The 13587-nt window shown below is 55.8% G+C and carries 12 protein-coding genes; 3 read left to right on the plus strand and 9 right to left on the minus strand.

Annotated elements, in window-relative coordinates; all coding sequences use genetic code 11:
• The first annotated feature begins 9 nt into the window (after positions 1-9).
• Positions 10-474: a PTS sugar transporter subunit IIA gene (locus N4A58_RS04830; protein WP_072708695.1), complete on the plus strand. Its 465-nt coding sequence runs from the start codon at positions 10-12 to the stop codon at positions 472-474.
• On the opposite strand, the gene N4A58_RS04835 is transcribed toward N4A58_RS04830, so the two are convergent.
• From N4A58_RS04835 to cysQ, 8 genes are all read right to left on the minus strand, one after another.
• A complete protein-coding gene (locus N4A58_RS04835) occupies positions 462-1904 on the minus strand; it encodes a nodulation protein NodH (protein WP_293708196.1) in 1443 nt (480 codons plus the stop codon). The genes N4A58_RS04830 and N4A58_RS04835 overlap by 13 nt on opposite strands.
• Before the next feature lie 6 nt (positions 1905-1910).
• A complete protein-coding gene (locus tag N4A58_RS04840) occupies positions 1911-3611 on the minus strand; it encodes a beta-1,6-N-acetylglucosaminyltransferase (protein ID WP_293708197.1) in 1701 nt (566 codons plus the stop codon).
• Positions 3608-4618 (minus strand): glycosyltransferase family 2 protein, encoded by a 1011-nt coding sequence (locus tag N4A58_RS04845; protein ID WP_072708703.1) that lies wholly within the window; start codon positions 4616-4618, stop codon positions 3608-3610. Before N4A58_RS04845 ends, N4A58_RS04840 begins: the two co-directional genes overlap by 4 nt.
• Positions 4619-4651: 33 nt before the next feature.
• Positions 4652-5863, minus strand: coding sequence for a glycosyltransferase family 1 protein (locus N4A58_RS04850; protein ID WP_293708198.1), 1212 nt, complete (start codon positions 5861-5863; stop codon positions 4652-4654).
• Positions 5817-6800: a UDP-glucose 4-epimerase GalE gene (galE, locus tag N4A58_RS04855; RefSeq protein ID WP_293708199.1), complete on the minus strand. Its 984-nt coding sequence runs from the start codon at positions 6798-6800 to the stop codon at positions 5817-5819. Before galE ends, N4A58_RS04850 begins: the two co-directional genes overlap by 47 nt.
• A gap of 14 nt (positions 6801-6814) precedes the next feature.
• Entirely contained in the window at positions 6815-7708 is an 894-nt protein-coding gene (galU, locus tag N4A58_RS04860) for a UTP--glucose-1-phosphate uridylyltransferase GalU (protein WP_072708709.1), read from the minus strand.
• Between the two features lie 94 nt (positions 7709-7802).
• Positions 7803-9053 carry a glycosyltransferase gene (locus N4A58_RS04865; protein WP_293708200.1) on the minus strand — a complete coding sequence of 417 codons (1251 nt, stop codon included), beginning with the start codon at positions 9051-9053 and terminating at the stop codon, positions 7803-7805.
• A 1-nt stretch (position 9054) separates the two neighbouring features.
• Positions 9055-9849, minus strand: coding sequence for a 3'(2'),5'-bisphosphate nucleotidase CysQ (cysQ, locus tag N4A58_RS04870; protein ID WP_293708201.1), 795 nt, complete (start codon positions 9847-9849; stop codon positions 9055-9057).
• A 123-nt stretch (positions 9850-9972) separates the two neighbouring features.
• On the opposite strand from cysQ, the gene N4A58_RS04875 reads away from it, so the two are divergent.
• Positions 9973-10797 carry an ABC transporter permease gene (locus N4A58_RS04875; RefSeq protein ID WP_177218594.1) on the plus strand — a complete coding sequence of 275 codons (825 nt, stop codon included), beginning with the start codon at positions 9973-9975 and terminating at the stop codon, positions 10795-10797.
• On the opposite strand, the gene N4A58_RS04880 is transcribed toward N4A58_RS04875, so the two are convergent.
• On the minus strand, positions 10794-11405 hold the full coding sequence (locus N4A58_RS04880) for an alpha-ketoglutarate-dependent dioxygenase AlkB (RefSeq protein ID WP_293708202.1): 612 nt from the start codon (positions 11403-11405) through the stop codon (positions 10794-10796). The two genes, N4A58_RS04875 and N4A58_RS04880, sit on opposite strands and share 4 nt — an antisense overlap.
• 188 nt (positions 11406-11593) lie before the next feature.
• On the opposite strand from N4A58_RS04880, the gene dnaK reads away from it, so the two are divergent.
• Positions 11594-13519 (plus strand): molecular chaperone DnaK, encoded by a 1926-nt coding sequence (gene dnaK, locus N4A58_RS04885; protein ID WP_293708203.1) that lies wholly within the window; start codon positions 11594-11596, stop codon positions 13517-13519.
• Positions 13520-13587: the final 68 nt, after the last annotated feature.

Genomic DNA, 13587 nt, shown 5'->3' on the forward strand with positions numbered 1-13587 from the left:
AGCTAACTCATGCAAATCTCAGATATTCTGTCGCCGCAGGCGGTGAAGACCCTTATTGGTTGTTCTAGTAAAAAACGTCTGTTTCAGGATATCGGAGACCTGACTGAGGCAGCTTTGGGCATCCCCAGCGCCCGCGCCGTCGAGGCGCTGGTGGAACGCGAAAGCCTTGGCCCGACAGGTGTGGGACATGGCGTTGCCCTACCTCATGCCCGTCTCGCCGAGATTGACCGCGTCCAAGGCGTGTTCCTGCGTCTGGAAAAGCCCGTTGATTTCGGTTCGGTGGATCGCAAGCCCGTAGATCTCGTCTTTGCGCTGTTCGCGCCCGAAGATGCAGGGGTCGAACACCTCAAAGCTTTAGCCGTCGTGTCACGGACGCTAAAAGATCAGGCCATGCGCACCAAGCTGCGCGCCAATAACGAAGCGGTCACGCTGCACGCCGTGTTGACCGAAGATCAGGCCAATCAGGCGGCCTGACCCCTTTTATCCCAAGGGCCATAACCCAACATCATATAGTCGCGCGCGTAAGCTTCCTTGCACGCGCTTTCTATTTCGTCGTCGTAGATCTCGGCTAGCGGCACTGGGCAGTCCGGCTCGGATACGCCCAAAAACGCGGGCATATCCCGGCCGATCTGCTGGCATACCTGCGACAGGCCTAGTTCGATCTGTTCTTCCCTGACAATCAGGTCAGGCAAATTGAATTCGGCAAAGCCTTGGATCATTTGCGACTGCGATGCCCAACCAGGATCGACCCGAAGACTGGTCTGCCCTGCCAAATTGCCCTTGAGCCACTGCAAAAATCCCAGAAACGCCAGCCGGTGCGCGGCAGCATCGTACGCCTCTCCCGCGCCCTTCTTGGGGATCGGCAGCTTGTAGCGTTTGCGTAGAACTTCGCGAATCTCGCCAAATGCGCCGGGGCCTGTCCCCAGAATACGCTCGCAAAAGACACGATGCGCGCGGGTCAGCGGATGCGTGACCACTGTAAAAGTGCGATGTCCGCGGTTCGCGCGCTTCCACTTACGCAATGGCTTCTGAGTGAAATCGCACTGCAGTGCATCTAAGTCAGCGCCATCTAAGGCGGCCATCCATTCGCAAACCGCATTCTCTGTCCCTGAACGGAGGGGCAGGTACATCAGGGGCGCCTCGGCTGCAGCTACATAGGTCGGGACCATGGCATTCCGGCGTGGCTCGAAATTCGGGGTGCGCGTCAGATCAAAACGATCAAGCCGCGATAACGCGCTCTCCATCTCCTCGAAGTTCGCCACTTTCGAAGAGAGAGGCGCTGGGTTCTGCTTTTTCAGCTTCTTATCCAGCGCTGGCAGGCGTGCATCGACACCCAGAAACGCAGCCATCCCGTTCATCACATCGACGTCCTGTAAATCCTCGTAGGCGACATAGAACGCCGTTTGCCCAGTGGTTTGCAGCGCACGCAGCACCTTCTTTTGAAAGGCTTGCAGCGTCTCGATATGGCTAATGAACTCGTCGCCTTTAAATTCCGCCTGCCCCTCACGGCGGTTCTTGGCATCCGTCAGTTTCCACTGCCCGGTCGCCTGCGCTATCTTCCAAGACACATAGCTTTCGACCGGATTGCGGGTCAGAATAATTTTAGCGCATCGCGGGTCGGCCAGAAGACCATCAATCACACGCGGGTCGTGATCGTGGAAATAGCGAAAGCCGTTTAGGCCCTCGGCACTCCGCACCGTATCTAGCAAGTGATCGGGATTGGCCTCGCGCTTGTCCTGCGTGATGCCCAGAACATCATCGGCATTCGGGTAGCCGATAAAGAACGGATTGAATGCCTCTCCGTGACATCTGACGCCGTCCAGAGCGTTCAGGTTCGCCTCGAGAAAGTTGCTGCCTGTTCGCATTTCAGCCAGAACAACAAACAAATCGAATTTTGACGACATAGAAATTTACTTTACTAAATAGGGTTTACGCGGTTTGCGCGGCTTCTCCCGCTCTTCGAGTGTGTTCGGAAAATCGCCGGTTAGATAGGGGTGCATGCCCTGATTTTTCAAATTCTGTAGGAATTGTGCAAAGCCCGTCAGGTTCACCATCTTCGGTGCCTCTGTCAGGCGTCGTTTATCGGTTTGCCCGATTTCGCCAATTATGGCCTGAAGCGGCTCCATCGGTGCCTCAACGAATTCGGCAAGGCTCCAGATATGGATGCGCGCCTTGGCGTAGGGCGAACGCAGCACATCCAAATGCCGGCTTTCGCGGCGCTGGAGTTCGGCGGCGGTGCGGCGAATTTCCGAAAAATCCAAGTTCGATCTGAACAGCGGAACCGCCCAAGCGCCCGTAATCACGCAAATCTGCGCATTCGGGTCTTTGGCGATATCCCATTCGACCTCTTGGATGTGGTCGGCAGGGCCAACTTGGAAACACTGCCGCTCACCGCGCGTGTTCCAGATCATGTTCGTCAAAAACGCCCGAGGATTGCGATCCCTAAGCGCGGCTGAGTCTGAGAGCGCGCCATTGATCACTTTGACCCCGCCCTCGTAGTTGACGCGTTCGGGCGCAAAGAGATGACCATGCACGCGGGCACCCGTTAGTCGCCCGAGCCAGCTTTCGAAATCTTCAAAAAGTTCGGAAAACCCTTCGAACATCGAATATTCAGATGCTGTGAAGCCGTTTTCCCAGTCAGGGTTCGGAAAACGGCTCTGCATATACAGGCCGGTCCGGCCTTGGGTACGTCGCTCGACCGCTTTGGCGAAAATGCGGTCAATCTTGCCGGGGTTCGGCTCTGTCCGGTTCAAGGCATCAGGCTGTGGCGTCAGAAATGCGTTGTATAAACGATCCGCATAGGGCCATATTTTCCGCGCAACAAAACAGTCCGAACGCCGCAAAAGCTGCAGGTGATCATCGTAAAAGATGTGTGGCTTCCCTTGGAAGTCGAACTTCGACAGGGTGAGAGACCGGCTCTGGATGTCGCGGGAATACAAGCGCACCAGTGTCTGAAAATAGGACTCATCCGGAATCCAGACTTGGCGGAAGAACCGCTCGTAAATTCCCCGTCGCGGGTCTTGCAAAATCGCTGTAAGGGTTTGACGTGTCAGGCACCACCACTGGCTGCCCATGTGCGGGATCAAGCCGTCGGGCATCTGACGGTGCATCCGGAAACGCCGCTGGAAATCGACACACAGATCAAAGAGCCTGCGGTTTCGCTTCCATGAAAATGGGAAGCGCAACGTAAAACGTTCGTGGTCGAGTCCGCCAATAGTCCAAGGCACGTCTGCAAGCGTTGCAGATTCGATGAAGTCGGTGTTCGGACGCTCTGCCAGATATTGCACCAATTCTTCGACGGGACGCAGGGGCAAACAAGAGCCGGACGCCAGATACACGTGCCGCACAGATGGAAATTCCTGCAGCATAACCTCTGCTGCGGATTGCGACGCGGCCACCAGTCCCCACGTCCCCCATTCACATTTATGACGCGCACTGAAGCGAATATTCTCTAGATCAGAAAGCCCCTTGATCAGCATTTGATAGCGCGAGTTCGGCATGCGCGAGTCCGCGTGGATGACGACCGGAACGCCGTGCGTCGCCCAATGCCGCGCCACTTGCTCGACACGATCCAGCGCGTTGTGGATCAAGAGGATGACACCCAAACTCATGCCCAGTTCCCCTTGGACATGAGCCCCAAAATTTCGAGTTGGCGCCAGTTGATGTACTTTTCCGACCACGTACACCACAGATCTGGGCTCACTTGCCCGCGCTCGGCGTACATTTTGTATTCTCGGCTGCCCGCATAATGTTCGCCGCGTTGCAACTCCTCTTCTGCCTTGTGTGTAAATGTGTCGAGGAATTTAGTGTGCAGCAGAACGCCCGAGGATTTCTCGCCGCCCCATTCATCATAGATCAGGTTCAAACCACGCGGCAGCAGCGAGTGAGTCGAGCTAATATAAGCATAGCGGTCGTCCCATTTCACCAGCGGCACTTTGTTCAACGCAGGCGCATGATAGGGCTCATCAGGGAAGAAGACGCGCGCACGCGGGCCGCCCTGAATCCAGAGGTTACCGTATTTGTGGTTTCGTTCGATCGTGTAGTTGCCGCTGTCGAACCACATCGCGATTTCCAGCGGGTCTTGTCCCGCCCGGTAGGGCTGTGTGCCGATCGGACCCTTGGGGTACATATCTAACAGCATCGCCCCGAAGGATTTGATCGACGACGCGTCGAGCCAGTCGGTCAGCGCCCGCAGCGGCCGCGTATCGCAAAACGGATAGATCAGAAATTCATCAGGATCGACGGTCAGGCACCAGTGCCCGTTCCCGTATTTCATCAGCAGCCAGTTGATCCAGTCCATGCCAAAGCGCGACCGCTTGTAGCTGGCATTGGTACGCCACACGGAAGAATCCGGCTGTTCGGCCAAGTAATCGGCCGAGCCATCGGTGCTGTCATTGTCCACGAAAAGGAAATGGTTGATGCCGAGGTTTCGGTAGTACTCTAGGAAGTATGGCAAACGTTTTGCCTCGTTCCGCAGAGTGCAAAACACCAAAAGGTCCGCTTCGCGGATATAGGCCGTTCGATTTACTAAAGGAGAGAGTTCACGGCTCTTGCGCATGGCGCGATAGCGCCAGCGTTTGCGTTCCAGCCGCAGTCCGTATGATTGGATCGCTCCCAATCTTCCCCCTTGTACAAGAGGGCTGGCCCGACCTTAGATCAGGGGTAGTACCCTCTCGAAATGAGCCTCCCACGTCGGAGGCGACCACCGTCTTGCTTCAGTCTCTACGCCCCCCTGTTTCTCAAGGGCGGTCCTGTAAGCATTCATAACACACTGATACCAGAGCTTAGCATCACCCGAGGACGCGTAAACGGGTATATTGCCTAGAAATTCTCGATAAATCGGTAAGTCATTACATACAATAGGCGTATTGTGATGTGCTGCTTCTGCCGCAGGGAGTCCAAAGCCCTCTGCATAGCTAGGAAACAATAGCGCAGTCGCTTCGTCCATCAGACAGGCAACTGCTCCATCGGACAGGCCTGCGACCTCTTGGACATGACTGCTGCGGTCCAGTGCATCAAGGCGCCGGAATACAGATTCGTTTTTCCAGCCCCGTGATCCGCAAATCAACAACGTCGGTGTTTCATTCCCAAGCTCTTCTTCCAGCACCTCCCACACATCCAAGAGGACGCCATGAGCCTTGCGTGGCTCAATGGTCCCGACCGTCAGGAAAAATGGCTGCTTGGGCGGCAGACCTTCGGGCAATTCTCCAGGCTCAGCTGTTGCGAAATCTATCCCTAAATGGGCAACAATGCCTCTGGGTAATACGCCTGAGGCATGGCGCTGGACGTGTTGCTCAGTCTGCTTGGAATTATAAATCAGGAGGTCGGCAGAGTCGCAGGCACGTTTCAGGAACTTGGCGAACCGTTCAGTTGCGCCGTCTGCCTGATACTCCGGAAAATCGAGCGGTATCGTATCGTGGATCAACACTGCAATCCGCGCCTCGGGCAGTTTTCCAAGCGCCTTCACAACGCGCTTGGACAGATTGCTGTGCCCCGTGTTCACGTAAGTCGTACCCGATGGCAAATACTTGCGGAGCATTTTCGACAGCAGCGCCTTGGGTTGGCGCCCCACGGCCCGCTTGCGCAAAATTGGCAGAATACCAGCCACCATCCGGCCATCGACAGACGCCGCTCGTAATGCTTCCATCCCCTGCCGACCCAACAGGATATAGCCGAGCTGAGTTCGCACCAGACCGTAACAGGGAACATCGCTATCTAGAAATGCACAGAGATACGCACGCTCAACACGGTCAACGCCGGTTAGTGTACGACCCGCGCGGCTGGTGAGCCGCGACAGGTCCAGAAGGCGTGCAGCCTTATTTGTCGTAGTGGCCCGTTTGGTGCCAGCGCCATGCGTCGCCAATCATCTGCTCCAGCGTAGAAAGCTTGGGCTCCCACCCAAGTTCATCCAACGCCCGTTTGGAACCGGATACAAGCTTTACACAATCTCCGGGGCGGCGCGGCCCTTCTTCGTAGGGTACTTCTTGGTTGGTGACAGCGCGCGAATGATCAATCACCTCACGGACCGAGAAACCAGAGCCGGTGCCAAGGTTGAACACGCGGCTCCCCTTGCCATCCAAAAGCCACTTCACCCCCAAAACATGCGCTTCGACCAGATCGATGACGTGCACATAGTCGCGCACGCATGTTCCGTCAGGCGTATCGTAGTCGGTGCCATGGATCGTCAGTGCAGGGCGCTTGCCCGCGATCGCATCCAGCATGACTGGGATCAGGTGCGTTTCGGGCTGGTGGAATTCACCGACTTCGGCCTCTGGGTCTGCACCAGCAACGTTAAAGTAGCGGAAAATCACGCTCTTCATGCCATACGCATCGTCAAAATTCGCCAGAATATCTTCGATCGCGCGCTTCGACGCCCCATACGAGTTGATCGGATACTGCGCGCAATCCTCGTCAAGCATGACACCGTCTTGCTCACCATAGGTGGCACAAGTCGAACTGAACACGAAGTTGAGGCAACCCGCGGCTGCGGCGGCTTCAATCAGGGTAAGTGAACCCTGAACGTTATTACGCCAGTACATGCCCGGGTCTTTCATGCTCTCGCCAACCTGACTAAAGGCGGCAAAGTGCATGACAGCAACAGGCTTATATTTCTCGAAAACTTCGTCGACTCGAGCGCGGTCGAGCAGGTCACCTTTTTCTAAAGGACCAAACTTTACAGCGTCTTCCCAACCGGTCGAGATATTGTCGAATGTGACCGGCGTGAAACCGGCCTGCTTCAAAACTTTGCAGGCATGCGAGCCGATATAGCCCGCACCCCCGGTCACAAGAACATTCGTCACGTTTTGATTTCCGATTACTGAGCAGCTTTACGCGCGGCCATCACGTCTTCGAGGTAGTGCTCCAGATCGTCACGCAGGTCGGGGCGCGCCAGACCAAAGGCAACGGTCGCTTGCAGGAATCCCGACTTCGAGCCGCAGTCGTAGCGTTCACCCTTGAAGCGGTACCCATAGACGTTGTCGCTGTCGGTGATCTCTTTTGCGATCGCATCGGTCAGCTGCAATTCGCCGCCAGCACCTGTTTCCATGTTATCGATGTTCTGCAGCACCTTGGGGCTGAGGATATAACGACCGATCACAGCAAGGTTCGACGGCGCATCTTCGAGCTTGGGCTTTTCGACCATGCCTTTGACCGACACGATGTTACCCATGTCTTCTTTCAAATCCAGAACGCCGTAGGACGAAACGCGATCCTGGGGAACCTCCATCGCCGCAACCATGTTGCCACCAGTTTCCTGATAGGCTTCAACCATCTGCTGAAGGCAAGGCTTATCCGCTTGGATCACATCGTCGGGCAGAAGGACCGCAAAGGGCTCGTTCCCTAGCAGGCGGCGAGCGCACCAGACGGCATGACCGAGGCCGAGAGCTTGGTTCTGACGCACGTAGGCAATCGCACCGCTATCCATGTTGGTGCTGTCCAGCACCTTCATCAGGTCGGTTTTGTTTTTTGCCTTCAGGTTTGCTTCCAGCTCGGGCGCGCGATCAAAATAGTCTTCGAGAGCGCTTTTCCCGCGCGACGTTACGAAGATAAACTCCTCGATGCCCGCGGCGCGCGCCTCGTCGATCGCGTACTGGATCAAGGGGCGGTCAACCAGAGTCATGATCTCTTTCGGCACGGATTTGGTTGCGGGCAGAAACCGCGTACCCAGACCGGCGACAGGAAATACAGCTTTGGTAACTTTGTTGCTCATGTAAATAGGCCTTCTGTTTGTCGAGGAGGATCGACTTTTAAAAACTATAGCAGTGCCGCGCCGCGGCTCAAATATCTAACATAATAAAACGAGCCTAGGTTCCCGCATCGGTGGCATCAAGCCAGAATTCATCCGATATCCGGCGAATTTCCGCGCGAACTCTTGCTGAAAAAGAGCAAACTGTGAAGAGGGGCTGTGACCTAAGGCTTCGACCCCATATGCCCCCGCTCTGTATCCAATATCCTGCATCATCATAGCGAAACCGATGGTAGAGCGCTGTTGGTGAAAGCTCTATGACAATCGCGATTTTATTCGCACTTGCAGCATCAATCGCTTGTTGCGCGACCAGTTTCCGCTCAAAAAAGCGGCAACTCAGGTGAAAAACTTCGCAAATCAGTGATTCGGTCAGAGCTCGAAACGCACTTTCCGGCTTTTCAGGAATGGTTCGAGTGGTCGCGCGACGGGACTTTCCATCCGACAATCCGTCATTCATCGTAACAGTCAGAAAGCCCACTTCCTCGGGCCCGATTGCGCCAGATTGCATGTGGCGCAGCAGTCTGGTCCGTTGCGTCTTTCTGAAAATCTGTTCCGAATTGAGAATGTCTGTGGGGTGGCAATAGAGCCCTACAAACACCGCTTGGCTCGCGCCGATTTCATAGAGCGTTTTAGGAACACGTGTGCCAGAACGCCGACCGCTCTCTGCATAGGCGTGGTGAACGCGCGCCATCGGCACGATCGCGACCCGACGCCCGGCCAAAGCAAGCCGCATACTGAGATCGCTGTCGTCGAGGTAAAATCGATAACGCGGGTCAAAGCCGTTCATTTCGACCAATACCGACCGGCGAAATGCCATGTTAGTGCCGATCAGCTTGATTGCGCGCTTTGCGCTCGACTGGAACACGCTGATCTGATCATCGGGCACACCTAATGCGTGGCTTATCCCTGATGCATCAATCGTCTCTGCTTTCCATTGATAGGAGATGCCGTTGCGCCCAAGCGTGAAGCCAGTCGCTGCGGCGATTTCAGGTTGCTCGAACGCCTGAAGAAGCAAGTAGAGCCAAGCGGGCTCTGGCACCGCGTCATCATCAATAAAAGCGACGATCTCGCCCGCGGCAGCACAGATACCGCGGTTTCGTGCCACCGCGATATTCTCTTCGTTCATTCGGACGAGCTTCACCCGTTCCGCCCACCCCAGTTCGGTCAGATGCTGAATGGCACTGTCGCTTGTGACGACAACGACCTCCATTGCAACTTTCTGCTGCTGAGATAGCGCCTTTAGACAGCGGGCCAGCAGGGCCTCTCGACCCTGACTGACAACAACAACGCTGGCCGAAGGCTGCACCACCTTAGGCTTTCAGTTCGACCGCCGGAGCGTAGGCGATGAAGAAGGGGTTGCCGAAGCCCGCCTTGCCATACCGCAAAGGTTCGTGGGTATCAAAGACCACAACCTTGCCGCCCGCGCCATGAAGAACAGCCTGACCAGCGGCAGTATCCCATTCCATGGTACGCCCAAGGCGCGGGTACAAATCGGCTTCGCCGGTTGCGACGAGGCAGAATTTCAGCGAACTGCCGGCGCTCTTGGAGTCTTTGACACTGTATTTATTGATGTAGTCGTCGGTCGCCTGATCGCGGTGCGATTTCGAAGCGACGACCATCAACGCTGAATTGTCCGAGTCAGCGACTGACAGCGACTTGGTTTCACCCACGGTATCTTTGTCGAACGGGCCCATCTCTTCGACGGTTGCGCCATCTGCCAGGGTAAAGAACATGCGGTCTCGCGCCGGAGCGTAGACCACGCCTCGGGTGGGCACACCATTTTCAACCAGTGCGATGTTGACGGTGAAGTCGCCACGGCGATTGATAAACTCTTTGGTGCCGTCCAAAGGATCAACGATCAAGAATGTGTCGACGTCAAGATTGTGGCTATCCGACTGTTCTTCGGTGACCAGAGCAATCTCAGGAAATGTCGCCCGCAAGCCCGCCGAGATCAGCTCGTCCGCCGCTTCGTCAGCTGCAGTTACGGGGCTTTCGTCACTCTTGGACTTCACCTCGAAATCGTCGGAATTATAAATCTCCATGATCTTGTCACCGGCTTCGAGCGCCAGTTTCCGCATTACAGAAGTCAATTGTGCGTAATCCATAGAGATATTTCCTTTAACCACATGGCAGAGTTGTTCAATCACTGGCATTCTCTTATCCTGCATGGAAAGGGAGCATCAAGATTTCCCTGCTATTCCTTCGCGCATCATTTGAAAGACCGCGACATGATCGGGCAAACGCAACGACAACAGAGCTCCTGGCGCAAAGCCCTGTCTATGGCAGACGTCATTTACCACACCGCCGTACGCGATGTGCGTAAGTCCCATAGCAATGCGTTATTCGCTATTTTGATCAACATGCTACAGCTTGTTGTGATGGTGGCATCTTTCTATCTGTTCTTTGTCATTCTCGGCATAAGACAGGCCGCGATCCGTGGCGACTTCCTACTGTATATGATGTCAGGTATTTTTCTCTTTATGTGTCACATCAAGGCGGTGAGCGCGGTGACGGGATCCGAAGGACCCGCCTCTCCAATGATGAAGCATGCTCCGATGACGACGATTATCTCGATACTCGCGTCATTGCTCGGGGCTTTCTACATCCAACTGATATCGCTTCTGACAATATTATTTTTGTACCACGTGCTGATGAATCCGATCGAGGTGCAGGATCCGGTCGGAGCCATGGCGATGATGGGTATTGCCTTTTTTAGCGGCGCGGCGGTCGGCATGTGTTTTGTGGCGTTGAAGCCATGGGCGCCCCAGTTCGCAAGCATTTTGACCCAAATCTATCAACGCGCCAATATGATCGCGTCAGGCAAGATGTTTGTTGCCAACTCCCTACCTCCGTTCATGCTCAGTATGTTCGACTGGAACCCCCTGTTCCACTGTATCGACCAGGCGCGTGGTTTCGTTTTTATCAACTACAATCCACACAATAGCTCGATCACCTACCCGATCGTCGTGGCGCTGGTGCTGTTGATCATCGGCCTTATGGGCGAGTTTTTCACTCGCAAACACGCATCCGCCAGCTGGAGTGCGCGCCGTTAAGTCACCACACGCAGAGTCAGATTAATACGCCCCCCGCTTGGCATTAAACGGCTGGAATTGGGCCTTAGTTTATCGATGCCGTGGAAAGCCAGTCGTGCCTTTCCTTGCAGAATTGCGATGTCTCCGGACTTGAGCCAGACTGACCGCGTAGGGTCGCTGCGGTTTATGCCACCCACGCGGAATCGCGCTTCATCCCCGAGAGAGATGGACAGAACTGGCTGGGAAAAATCCGCCTCGTCATTGTCTTGGTGCAGACCCATTCTGGCGTCTGGTGCATACCAGTTTACTAGGCAACTTTCTGGCAGTCGGCTCGCTTCCGCGTAGAGCTTCCAAAGCTGAAGCAGGCAGTCGGGGATCGGGGGCCACGGTGCACCATTTGGATGCCGCGCCTCGTATCTATACCCCCCACGGTCCGTGATCCATCCATAGTCGCCCGCAGCACTCATCCGGACAGACAGCGGTCGGCCAGATGGCGTAACGGGCTGAATCAGGGGCGCCGCGCGCAAAATCCCTCGGACCTCTTTCAACAAGGCGACTTGCGCCTCTGGGCTCAAAGCCTCTTGGATGATGCGCACGCCGTTCAGGTCGAGTTCCTGCAAAATTCCCATTCTTTGGGCAGCCTTTCTTCCTTGAGGCAAATTTGTCACACAAAGCGCTTGCGCAATGCTTGCAGCGTTCGAATGCGCTACTTATATACGCCGAGAACCGGAGCGGGCGAGCCTGCTCCTGACATCGGGCAAGGGTGCCACAAAGGGCCTGAGCCTGGAACATCGCCTAAGTTATGAGGGATACAAACATGTCGAAAGTCATCGGGATCGACCTCGGGACCACCAACAGCTGCGTCGCAATCATGGACGGCCAGCAGCCCCGCGTTATCGAAAACTCCGAAGGTGCACGCACCACGCCGTCGATCGTCGCATTTGCGGAAGACGAGCGTCTGGTCGGCCAGCCTGCCAAGCGTCAGGCCGTCACCAACCCTGACAACACCATCTTTGCCGTCAAGCGTCTCATCGGTCGCCGGTTCGACGACGCGGACATCGCAAAGGACAAGAAAAACCTGCCGTACAACGTTGTGAACGGCGGCAACGGCGACGCGTGGGTCGAAGCCCGCGGTGAGAAATTCAGCCCCGCGCAAATTTCGGCTCTGATCCTGAAGAAGATGAAGGAAACTGCCGAAGGTTATCTGGGTGATGAAGTGACCAAGGCCGTGATCACCGTGCCTGCGTACTTCAACGACGCTCAGCGTCAGGCGACAAAAGACGCCGGCAAGATCGCTGGCCTTGAGGTTCTGCGCATTATCAACGAACCGACCGCCGCTGCTCTGGCCTACGGTCTGGACAAGAAAGACAGCAAAACCATCGCGGTATATGACCTTGGTGGTGGTACCTTCGACGTTACCATTCTGGAAATCGACGATGGCCTGTTCGAAGTGAAGTCGACCAACGGCGACACCTTCCTCGGTGGTGAAGACTTCGACATGCGTATCGTGTCCTACCTGGCCGACGAGTTCAAAAAAGAGCACGGCGTTGACCTGACGTCGGACAAGATGGCCCTGCAGCGTCTGAAAGAAGCTGCGGAAAAAGCCAAGATCGAACTGTCGAGCTCGACCCAAACTGAAATCAACCAGCCGTTCATCTCGATGGGTTCGAACGGTCAGCCCCTGCACATGGTCATGAAACTGACCCGTGCCAAGCTGGAATCACTGGTTGGCGATCTGGTCAAAGGTTCGCTGAAGCCCTGTGCTGCAGCTCTGAAAGACGCTGGCCTGACCGTGAACGACATCGACGAAGTTGTTCTGGTTGGTGGTCAGACCCGTATGCCCAAGGTCTTTGAAGAAGTAACCAAGTTCTTCGGCAAAGAGCCCCACAAGGGTGTGAACCCTGACGAAGTGGTTGCGATGGGTGCCGCCATTCAGGCAGGCGTTCTGCAAGGCGACGTCAAAGACGTGGTTCTGCTGGACGTGACCCCGCTGTCGCTGGGTATCGAGACTCTGGGTGGCGTATTCACGCGCCTGATCGACCGTAACACCACCATCCCGACCAAGAAGTCGCAGATCTTCTCGACTGCAGAGGACAACCAGTCGGCCGTGACCATCCGCGTCTTCCAAGGAGAGCGCGAAATGGCTGCGGACAACAAGATGCTGGGTCAATTCAACCTCGAAGAGATCCCGCCCGCACCCCGCGGTCTGCCCCAGATCGAAGTGACCTTCGACATCGACGCCAACGGCATCGTGTCGGTGGGCGCATCGGACAAAGGCACCGGCAAAGAGCAGAAGATCACCATCCAAGCTTCGGGCGGTCTGGACGACTCCGAGATCGAGCGCATGGTCAAGGAAGCCGAGGAAAATGCCGAGGCCGACAAGCAGCGCCGTGAACTGGTCGACGCCAAAAACCAGGCTGAGAGCCTGATCCACTCGACTGAGAAAGCCGTCGAAGAGCACGGCGACAAGGTTGATCCTTCGACTGTCGAAGCCATCGAACTGGCGATCGCAGCTCTGAAGGACGAGTTGGATAAGGAAGACGCTGGCAAGATCAAGTCGGGCATCCAGAACGTGACCGAAGCGTCCATGCGTCTGGGTGAGGCCATCTACAAAGCCAGCCAAGAAGGCGGCGAAGGTGAGTCTGCTGACTTTGACGGCGGCGAGTCCAACTCGAACAACTCGGATGACGATGGCATCGTTGACGCCGACTTCGAGGACCTTGGCAACGACAAGCGTTCGTAAGGTCTGAAGTTACGGAACCTCTGGGGCCGGTCCGTCGACGGGCCGGCCTTGCACGTTCCAGAAAGGGG

Origin of the sequence: Donghicola sp. (assembly GCF_025210255.1) — a bacterium.
GTDB lineage: Bacteria > Pseudomonadota > Alphaproteobacteria > Rhodobacterales > Rhodobacteraceae > Donghicola > Donghicola eburneus.

Bases quoted from the DNA above. Each gene is read 5' to 3' on its own strand.
- galU (WP_072708709.1), bottom strand. From the start codon at position 7,708: ATGAGCAACAAAGTTACCAAAGCTGTATTTCCTGTCGCCGGTCTGGGT.
- N4A58_RS04840 (WP_293708197.1), bottom strand. From the start codon at position 3,611: ATGAGTTTGGGTGTCATCCTCTTGATCCACAACGCGCTGGATCGTGTC.
- cysQ (WP_293708201.1), bottom strand. From the start codon at position 9,849: ATGGATTACGCACAATTGACTTCTGTAATGCGGAAACTGGCGCTCGAA.
- N4A58_RS04880 (WP_293708202.1), bottom strand. From the start codon at position 11,405: ATGGGAATTTTGCAGGAACTCGACCTGAACGGCGTGCGCATCATCCAA.
- N4A58_RS04835 (WP_293708196.1), bottom strand. From the start codon at position 1,904: ATGTCGTCAAAATTCGATTTGTTTGTTGTTCTGGCTGAAATGCGAACA.
- N4A58_RS04830 (WP_072708695.1), top strand. From the start codon at position 10: ATGCAAATCTCAGATATTCTGTCGCCGCAGGCGGTGAAGACCCTTATT.
- N4A58_RS04875 (WP_177218594.1), top strand. From the start codon at position 9,973: ATGATCGGGCAAACGCAACGACAACAGAGCTCCTGGCGCAAAGCCCTG.
- dnaK (WP_293708203.1), top strand. From the start codon at position 11,594: ATGTCGAAAGTCATCGGGATCGACCTCGGGACCACCAACAGCTGCGTC.